This window comes from Robiginitalea sp., assembly GCF_049588695.1.
In the GTDB taxonomy this organism is placed as follows: Bacteria; Bacteroidota; Bacteroidia; order Flavobacteriales; family Flavobacteriaceae; genus Robiginitalea.
This window is the reverse complement of sequence record NZ_JBAVZJ010000344.1, coordinates 1-8,327: the sequence shown is the minus strand read 5'-3', so window position 1 is coordinate 8,327 and position 8,327 is coordinate 1. Positions and strand designations below refer to the sequence as shown.

At 47.6% G+C, this 8,327-nt stretch carries 11 protein-coding genes and 1 pseudogene; all 12 read left to right on the top strand.

The window, feature by feature from the left end; genetic code table 11:
* Positions 1-40 precede the first annotated feature (40 nt).
* Entirely contained in the window at positions 41-493 is a 453-nt protein-coding gene (gene rplO / locus WBV75_RS08405; RefSeq protein ID WP_424120184.1) for a 50S ribosomal protein L15, read from the top strand.
* 11 nt (positions 494-504) lie between these two features.
* On the top strand, positions 505-1,845 hold the full coding sequence (gene secY, locus WBV75_RS08400) for a preprotein translocase subunit SecY (protein WP_424120182.1): 1,341 nt from the start codon (positions 505-507) through the stop codon (positions 1,843-1,845).
* A 3-nt stretch (positions 1,846-1,848) separates the two neighbouring features.
* The gene (gene infA, locus WBV75_RS08395; RefSeq protein WP_088341556.1) at positions 1,849-2,064 is read left to right on the top strand and encodes a translation initiation factor IF-1; all 216 of its coding nucleotides are present in this window, start codon (positions 1,849-1,851) and stop codon (positions 2,062-2,064) included.
* Between the two features lie 13 nt (positions 2,065-2,077).
* Positions 2,078-2,194 carry a type B 50S ribosomal protein L36 gene (gene ykgO, locus WBV75_RS08390; RefSeq protein WP_424120181.1) on the top strand — a complete coding sequence of 39 codons (117 nt, stop codon included), beginning with the start codon at positions 2,078-2,080 and terminating at the stop codon, positions 2,192-2,194.
* A gap of 2 nt (positions 2,195-2,196) precedes the next feature.
* Positions 2,197-2,571 (top strand): 30S ribosomal protein S13, encoded by a 375-nt coding sequence (gene rpsM / locus WBV75_RS08385; protein WP_424120180.1) that lies wholly within the window; start codon positions 2,197-2,199, stop codon positions 2,569-2,571.
* A gap of 79 nt (positions 2,572-2,650) precedes the next feature.
* The gene (gene rpsK, locus WBV75_RS08380) at positions 2,651-3,052 is read left to right on the top strand and encodes a 30S ribosomal protein S11 (protein WP_424120179.1); all 402 of its coding nucleotides are present in this window, start codon (positions 2,651-2,653) and stop codon (positions 3,050-3,052) included.
* A gap of 90 nt (positions 3,053-3,142) precedes the next feature.
* Positions 3,143-3,748: a 30S ribosomal protein S4 gene (gene rpsD, locus WBV75_RS08375; RefSeq protein ID WP_424120178.1), complete on the top strand. Its 606-nt coding sequence runs from the start codon at positions 3,143-3,145 to the stop codon at positions 3,746-3,748.
* 18 nt (positions 3,749-3,766) lie between these two features.
* Positions 3,767-4,759, top strand: coding sequence for a DNA-directed RNA polymerase subunit alpha (locus tag WBV75_RS08370; RefSeq protein WP_424120177.1), 993 nt, complete (start codon positions 3,767-3,769; stop codon positions 4,757-4,759).
* A 54-nt stretch (positions 4,760-4,813) separates the two neighbouring features.
* A pseudogene (rplQ, locus tag WBV75_RS08365) lies at positions 4,814-5,305 on the top strand (50S ribosomal protein L17); the annotation flags it as partial.
* Between the two features lie 299 nt (positions 5,306-5,604).
* Entirely contained in the window at positions 5,605-6,732 is a 1,128-nt protein-coding gene (gene carA / locus WBV75_RS08360; RefSeq protein WP_424120176.1) for a glutamine-hydrolyzing carbamoyl-phosphate synthase small subunit, read from the top strand.
* Positions 6,733-6,795: 63 nt separating this feature from the next.
* Complete coding sequence (gene eno, locus WBV75_RS08355) at positions 6,796-8,088, top strand: phosphopyruvate hydratase (protein ID WP_424120175.1); 1,293 nt, start codon at positions 6,796-6,798, stop codon at positions 8,086-8,088.
* A gap of 103 nt (positions 8,089-8,191) precedes the next feature.
* Positions 8,192-8,327 (top strand): glycogen/starch synthase (locus WBV75_RS08350; protein ID WP_424120183.1); only part of this gene is annotated, 136 nt, incomplete at its 3' end.

The window sequence follows — 8,327 nt, the reverse complement described above, 5'->3', positions numbered from 1 at the left end:
CATCTGGTTTCTACCCAGGAGGCTTAAAAGGATACTCACTATGGATTTAGGGAATTTAAAACCGGCAAAAGGCGCTGTACACAAAGCAGGTAAAACCGTAGGTCGCGGACAGGGATCCGGTAAAGGGGGCACAGCTACCCGAGGCCACAAAGGTGCGAAATCGCGTTCCGGATATTCCAAAAAACTCGGGTTCGAAGGAGGGCAAATGCCATTGCAGCGCAGGGTTCCGAAATTCGGATTTACGAACATCAACCGGAAAGATTACAGGGGAATTAACCTGGATACACTTCAGAGTCTCATCGATAACGGAGCCGTTAAAAAGGAGCTGAACCTCGATCAGATGGTGGAGATGCGTCTCGCTCATAAAAATGACCTTGTCAAGATCATGGGAAGAGGAGAATTGAAGTCCCCTCTTAAAATTACAGCGCATAAATTTACAGCAACTGCAAAGGCGGCTATTGAAGCTGCAGGTGGAGAGGCAATAAGTGCTTAAGCGAAAGCTTTATGAAGAAATTCTTTGAGATTGTAAATAATATCTGGAAGATCGAGGAGCTGCGGTCGCGTATTCTCGTGACCCTTGGCTTGTTGTTGGTATACCGGTTTGGAGCGCAGGTAGTGCTTCCGGGAATCGATACAAGCCAGCTTGCCGAGCTTTCTTCAAATACAGAGCAGGGTATCCTCGGGATTCTCAATGCGTTTACGGGAGGGGCATTTGCCAACGCTTCTGTATTTGCACTGGGGATTATGCCATATATTTCCGCCTCCATTGTAGTGCAGCTTATGGGGATAGCAATTCCCTATCTGCAAAAATTGGATAAAGAGGGAGAAAGCGGACGTAAGACAAAAACACAGATTACGCGATGGCTTACTATTGCGATCTGTATTGTCCAGGCTCCGGCTTACCTATACAGCCTTGGTGCGCTGGGCGTACCTGACAGTGCGTTCCTCCTCGGGAAAGGCCTGAATTTTATTGTCCCTTCCGTGATCATCCTCGTCACGGGGTGTGTTTTCGCCATGTGGCTGGGGGAGAAAATTACGGATAAAGGGATCGGGAATGGTATTTCGCTCCTGATTATGATCGGAATCATCGCCACCCTGCCCCAGGCATTTGTACAGGAAGCCGCTTCCCGCCTCAATGGTAATGGGGGTCCTATGTTGATCCTCGTGGAAGTGATACTCTGGTTTGCCGTGATCCTGGCGAGTGTATTGCTGGTTATGGCGGTTCGCCGTATCCCGGTGCAGTACGCAAGGCGCACAGCTTCGGGCGGATATGAGAAAAACGTCATGGGATCGCGTCAGTACATTCCGCTTAAATTGAATGCTTCAGGGGTAATGCCTATCATTTTTGCCCAGGCGATCATGTTCGCCCCGGGCCTCCTGGGAAGCTCTTTTAATCATACAACCATCGGGCAATGGATGGAAGTACAGTTCCAGGATATCTTCGGACTGGCCTATAACATTCTCTTTGCCCTGCTGATTATCATATTTACGTATTTCTATACGGCCATTACGGTTCCCACCAATAAAATGGCGGACGATCTCAAACGCAGCGGCGGGTTTATTCCCGGTATTCGCCCCGGTAAAGAAACCGGAGATTTCCTGGATAAGGTAATGTCGCTTATCACCCTCCCAGGGTCGGTATTTCTGGCTTTGTTGGCGGTACTCCCTGCGATAGTGGTGAAACTAATGAATATTCAACCGAGCTGGGCGCTCTTTTACGGAGGAACATCCCTGCTGATTATGGTTGGCGTGGCTATTGACACGGTGCAACAGGTGAATGCATACCTGCTCAACCGCCATTACGATGGCCTTATGAAAACAGGTAAAAACAGAAAAGTAGCATAAACTATGGCTAAACAGGCTCCGATAGAACAGGATGGTTCAATCATAGAAGCGCTTTCTAATGCCATGTTCCGCGTGGAGTTGGAAAACGGTCATGTTGTTACCGCCCATATTTCCGGGAAGATGCGGATGCACTATATTAAATTACTCCCCGGAGACAAAGTTAAGCTTGAAATGAGTCCTTACGATTTATCTAAGGCGAGAATTACATATAGATACTAAGAAACCGGATACGATGAAAGTTAGAGCTTCCATAAAGAAAAGAAGTGCCGATTGCAAGATCGTCCGACGCAAAGGACGTTTGTACGTAATCAACAAAAGGAATCCTAGATTTAAACAAAGACAGGGCTAGTTATGGCAAGAATTGCAGGTGTTGATATACCAAAACAGAAAAGAGGCGTCATAGCCCTTACCTACATTTACGGTGTTGGGAAAAGCAGGGCTCAGAAAATTCTGGAAAACGCCAAAGTAAGTGAAGACACAAAGGTTTCTGATTGGTCCGATGACGAAATTGGTCGGATTCGGGAAGTGATCGCTGACTTTACTATTGAAGGGGAATTGCGTTCCGAGACCCAACTGAACATCAAGCGACTGATGGATATCGGTTGTTACCGGGGTATTCGCCACAGGGTGGGACTTCCATTGCGCGGACAACGGACCAAGAACAATTCCCGTACCCGTAAAGGAAAGCGTAAGACAGTTGCTAATAAGAAGAAGGCCACTAAATAATAAGTAGGGCTAAGGCCAAATCTCTGGGATCTTCCGGATCCCGGGTAGCAGACCAGGCCTTGCCCAGATTCATAATACTATGGCAAAGACAGGATCAAAATCATCAAAGACAACCAAGAAGCGGAAGGTTATTGTGGAATCCACGGGGGAAGCCCACATCACAGCTTCCTTTAACAATATCATCATTTCCCTGACCAACAAAAAGGGAGATGTTATTTCCTGGTCTTCAGCCGGGAAAATGGGGTTCCGCGGATCTAAAAAGAATACTCCATACGCTGCCCAGGTTGCAGCCGAGGAGTGCTCGAAAATAGCTCATGAAGCGGGTCTGAGAAAAGTAAAGGTATATGTAAAAGGCCCGGGTAACGGACGTGAGTCTGCGATTCGGACCATTCACAACGCCGGAATAGAAGTGACTGAGATTATCGATGTTACACCGCTTCCACATAATGGTTGCCGGCCACCAAAACGTCGTAGAGTTTAATTAGGGAATATTAATTTTTCACTGGGGGCGCAGTTACGGTTATCGAAGGATTAGCCTTAATTCATAGCCGCTCTCCCAAAAGAACAGAAGATGGCAAGATATACAGGACCAAAAACAAAAATAGCCCGGAAATTCGGCGAGGCTATCTTTGGGGACGACAAGTCCTTTGAGAAAAAGAATTACCCTCCGGGAATGCACGGGAACGCGCGCAGGAGAGGTAAAAAATCCGAATATGCAATCCAGTTGATGGAGAAGCAAAAAGCCAAGTACACCTATGGCATCCTGGAGCGGCAGTTTCGCAACTTATTTGAAAGGGCGAACCGCAGTAAGGGAGTAACTGGTGAGGTGCTTTTGCAGCTTTGCGAGTCGCGCCTTGACAATGTAGTCTACCGTATGGGGATTGCCCCATCACGACGTGCTGCACGCCAGTTGGTCAGCCACCGCCATATTACAGTGAATGGGGAAGTCATGAATATTCCTTCCTATTCTTTGAAGCCCGGCGAAGTTGTCGGGGTTCGCGAAAAATCTAAATCCCTTCAGGTGATCGGAGACTCTCTCGCTGCCAACAGCAGTGTTTACGAGTGGATAACCTGGAATGGGGATAAAAAGGAGGGCACTTTTGTCGCTGTTCCCGAAAGGTTGCAGATTCCTGAAAACATCAAGGAACAATTGATTGTCGAGTTATACTCTAAATAAAACAACACAAAACCGATTATGGCATTATTAAATTTTCAGAAGCCCGATAAAGTTATAATGATAGACTCCACGGATTTCGAAGGGAAATTCGAATTCCGCCCCCTGGAGCCCGGTTATGGACTTACAGTCGGGAATGCGCTCAGAAGAGTTTTGTTGGCCTCCCTGGAAGGGTTTGCCATCACCTCTGTCCGCATGGATAAAGTAGATCATGAGTTTTCGGTGATTGAAGGTGTTGTTGAGGATGTTACCGAAATCATTCTAAACCTGAAACAGGTTAGGTTCAAACGTCAGATTGACGATGTAAACGAAGAAACGGTTTCTATTTCCGTTAGCGGAAAGGATAAGATGACCGCAGGGGATTTCCAGAAGTTTATTTCCGGATTCCAGGTGTTAAACCCGGATCTGGTGATCTGTAATATGGATCCGAAGGTGACCATCAATATGGAGATCATCATCGAAAAGGGAAGGGGTTATGTACCTGCAGAGGAGAACAAGAAATCCAATGCGCCTATCGGCAGCATCGCCGTGGATTCCATTTTTACACCGGTTCGAAATGTAAAGTACAGTATCGAGAATTACCGGGTTGAGCAGAAGACTGATTATGAAAAATTGGTTTTTGAGATCTTAACAGATGGCTCTATTCACCCTAAACAGGCCCTGACAGAGGCAGCCAAAGTGCTGATCCACCACTTTATGCTCTTCTCTGATGAGCGGATTACCCTGGAGGCGGATGAAATTGCACAAACGGAAACCTACGATGAGGAATCCCTTCATATGCGTCAATTGTTAAAAACCAAATTGGTAGACATGGACCTTTCGGTACGGGCATTGAATTGTCTGAAAGCCGCAGAGGTGGATAGCCTTGGTGATTTGGTCGCTTTTAACAAAAACGACCTTATGAAGTTCCGGAATTTTGGTAAAAAATCCCTGACCGAGCTCGAGGAGCTGGTCATCAATAAAGGGCTTAATTTTGGAATGGATTTGTCAAAGTATAAACTGGATAAGGATTAAGTAAGGACTATCCCGCTTACAGGGGTATAGTATCTTGCGAAACGATATTAAGCGATGAGACACGGAAAGAAAAGCAATCACCTGGGAAGGAAGACGGCACACAGAAGGGCAATGTTGTCCAATATGGCGTGTTCGCTGATTGAGCATAAAAGAATCAATACCACCACGGCCAAGGCCAAAGCCTTAAAGCAGTTTGTGGAGCCTTTGATTACCAAATCCAAGGCTGAGAACAATAAGACAGCGGAAGAGGGAACCCACAACCGCAGAATCGTCTTTAAAAATCTTCGCGACAAACACGCTGTCACTGAACTTTTCGGAACTGTAGCTGAAAAGGTGGGCGACCGCCCGGGAGGTTATACCCGAATCATCAAACTCGGTAACCGTCTCGGTGATAATGCGGATATGGCGATGATAGAGCTTGTAGATTTCAATGAGATTTACAATGCCGATAAGCCGAAGAAGAAAACGACCCGGAGAAGCAGAAGGTCCAAGTCCGGCAGTGCCAAAGAGGCTTCTCCTGAAGCGGTAACCCCGACTAAGGATGAAGCAGCACCAAAGGCGAAGGCAGAAGCCAAAGCTGAGGAGGTAGCAGAGGCTGTTGCCGAAGCACCGGAAAAAGTGGTGGAAGAAGTGAAAGAGGAAGTGGCTGATGCGGTCACGCCGGATACAGCCGGGGAAGCTACTCCCACGACTGAAGAAGGAGCTGAAGATTCCGATAAGAAAGAGGGATCGGATGCCTAGAACACAGGTTTTTAAAAGTTATAAACAAGAAAAGGATAGTCCTGAACGGCTATCCTTTTTTTATGTTATTTTGTTACTGAACCTTAAAAAAGGGAAATATCGCTATGAAGTATAAGGCCAGAAGGAAAGCGTTGATATTATTGGCTGATGGAACCGTATTTCACGGAAAAGCCGTTGGAGACAAAGAAGGAACAGCATTCGGGGAAGTGTGTTTTAATACCGGGATGACGGGATATCAGGAGATCTTTACCGACCCTTCCTATTTCGGGCAGTTGATGGTCACTACCAATGCCCATATAGGGAATTACGGAGCTAAGGAAGCGGAAGTGGAATCCGTTGGGGTAAAGATATCCGGCCTTATTTGTAAAAATTTCTCTTATGAGTACAGCCGGGCGGATGCAGATTTGAGCCTTCAGGAGTTTCTCGATACCCACGGGCTTTTTTCAATCTCAGATGTAGATACTCGTGCCCTGGTCAGTTATATCAGGGATAACGGAGCTATGAATGCCGTTATTTCAACCCGGGTAGACGAAATGGAAGCTTTAAAGAAAGAGCTCGCTGAAATCCCGAGTATGAAGGGCCTGGAGCTGGCCTCCAGTGTCTCTACGAAGACACCGTATACGGAAGGGGATTCAGATGCTGGCATCCGTATTGCCGCCCTGGACATTGGGATTAAAAAGAATATCCTGAGGAACCTGGCAAAAAGGGGGGCGCACATCAAGGTTTTCCCTCACGATACTTCGTTTGAGACTATGGAAGCCTGGAACCCGGATGGGTACTTTATATCCAACGGACCGGGAGATCCGGAGCCCTTAAAGGAAGCGGTGGCCACAGCCAAAGATATTATCGCCAGTGGGAAACCCCTGTTCGGTATTTGTCTGGGGCACCAGGTTATAGCCCTTGCCAATGGGGTGAGTACCTATAAAATGCACCATGGGCACCGGGGGATCAATCACCCGGTAATAAACCTGAAAACCGGGAAAGGAGAAATTACTTCCCAAAACCACGGATTTGCGATAAATCGCGAAGAAACAGAGGCACATCCGGATCTGGAAATTACCCATATCCACCTGAACGATCAAACGGTAGCGGGCATTCGAATGAAGGATAAAAAGGTTTTCTCGGTGCAATACCATCCCGAGGCCAGTCCAGGACCCCACGATGCAGAATACCTTTTTGATGCGTTTTTTAAATTGATCGAAGATTCCGTTTCTTCAGATGCCACGGTCTAGCCGTTGTGGTTCAGACGAATCATTTTGACTTAATATAAATCCAAGTTTAGCAAAGCTATTGATATGAGTATAATTTTAGATGTACACGCCCGCCAGATATTTGATTCCAGAGGTAACCCGACCGTAGAGGTTGACGTAATTACGGAAAATGGAGTGCTCGGCCGTGCGGCAGTCCCCTCTGGGGCGTCCACAGGAGTGCACGAGGCTGTAGAGCTTCGGGACGGAGGTTCCGATTATATGGGGAAAGGGGTGCTGAAGGCTGTAGAAAATGTCAATTCGACCATTGCAGAAGCCGTTCGTGGAATGCTCGTTTTCGACCAAAATAAGATCGACCAGACGATGATCGAACTGGATGGAACAGCCAATAAGTCCAAATTAGGGGCCAACGCAATCCTCGGGGTTTCCCTGGCGGTAGCCAAGGCTGCTTCAGAGGAAATGGGGATGTCCCTTTTCAGATATGTGGGAGGGGTAAGCGCCAATACGCTCCCCGTACCTATGATGAACATCATCAATGGAGGGTCGCATTCAGATGCCCCTATCGCTTTTCAGGAGTTTATGATCATGCCGGTAAAGGCAAAGAGTTTTTCCCACGCCCTTAAAATGGGAACTGAGATTTTCCATCACCTCAAAAAGGTATTGCACGACCGGGGCCTGAGTACCGCCGTAGGGGATGAAGGAGGATTTGCTCCTGCCCTGGACGGGACAGAGGACGCCCTGGATACGATTGGAAAGGCTGTAGAAAATGCCGGGTATTCCATGGGCGATGAAGTGATGATTGCCCTGGACTGCGCTGCTGCGGAGTTCTATGAAGATGGCAAATACGTCTACACCAAGTTTGAAGGGGATACCGGCGCCGTGCGCACTTCCGCAGAACAGGCCGAGTATCTGGCCCAACTCTGTGATCAATACCCCATTATTTCTATCGAGGATGGGATGGACGAAGATGACTGGGAAGGTTGGAAGATGCTTACCGAAAAAGTTGGGAATCGAGTTCAGCTCGTGGGCGATGATCTTTTTGTGACCAATGTCGAGCGTTTGGGCCGCGGCATTTCAGAGGGTATTGCCAATTCTATTTTAATTAAAGTCAACCAGATCGGGACCCTTACAGAAACCATAGCGGCCGTTAATATGGCTAAAAATGCGGGTTACACTTCTGTGATGTCCCACAGGTCCGGCGAGACGGAAGACAATACGATAGCCGACCTCGCGGTGGCACTAAATACCGGACAGATCAAAACCGGTTCGGCCTCCCGCAGCGATCGGATCGCGAAGTATAATCAGCTTTTGAGGATCGAGGAGGAATTGGGTTCTGTGGCTTATTTTCCAGGGGAATCTGCCTTTAAGGTGACCCGGTAGTTTTTCTTTTTTCTTAACACTTGAAAAGGCCCTGATCACCGGGCCTTTTTTAATTTTACACAGCGGGAGTAAATCGCCGTGTTATAATCCATATCTTAGAAGTATGCCCTATCGCTTCCTTTTTGTAGCTGCAGAGAACGATGCCATTGCGGATTGCAAGGCAGGCGGTATGGGTGATGTGGTTCGGGACGTACCCCGGGAGATCGCCGCCCGGGGAGATGAAGTATCCGTCGTGGTTC

Excerpts from the sequence above, each read along its gene's own strand:
- rplO (WP_424120184.1), top strand. The coding sequence starts at position 41 with ATGGATTTAGGGAATTTAAAACCGGCAAAAGGCGCTGTACACAAAGCA.
- secY (WP_424120182.1), top strand. The coding sequence starts at position 505 with ATGAAGAAATTCTTTGAGATTGTAAATAATATCTGGAAGATCGAGGAG.
- infA (WP_088341556.1), top strand. The coding sequence starts at position 1,849 with ATGGCTAAACAGGCTCCGATAGAACAGGATGGTTCAATCATAGAAGCG.
- ykgO (WP_424120181.1), top strand. The coding sequence starts at position 2,078 with ATGAAAGTTAGAGCTTCCATAAAGAAAAGAAGTGCCGATTGCAAGATC.
- rpsM (WP_424120180.1), top strand. The coding sequence starts at position 2,197 with ATGGCAAGAATTGCAGGTGTTGATATACCAAAACAGAAAAGAGGCGTC.
- rpsK (WP_424120179.1), top strand. The coding sequence starts at position 2,651 with ATGGCAAAGACAGGATCAAAATCATCAAAGACAACCAAGAAGCGGAAG.
- rpsD (WP_424120178.1), top strand. The coding sequence starts at position 3,143 with ATGGCAAGATATACAGGACCAAAAACAAAAATAGCCCGGAAATTCGGC.
- WBV75_RS08370 (WP_424120177.1), top strand. The coding sequence starts at position 3,767 with ATGGCATTATTAAATTTTCAGAAGCCCGATAAAGTTATAATGATAGAC.
- carA (WP_424120176.1), top strand. The coding sequence starts at position 5,605 with ATGAAGTATAAGGCCAGAAGGAAAGCGTTGATATTATTGGCTGATGGA.
- eno (WP_424120175.1), top strand. The coding sequence starts at position 6,796 with ATGAGTATAATTTTAGATGTACACGCCCGCCAGATATTTGATTCCAGA.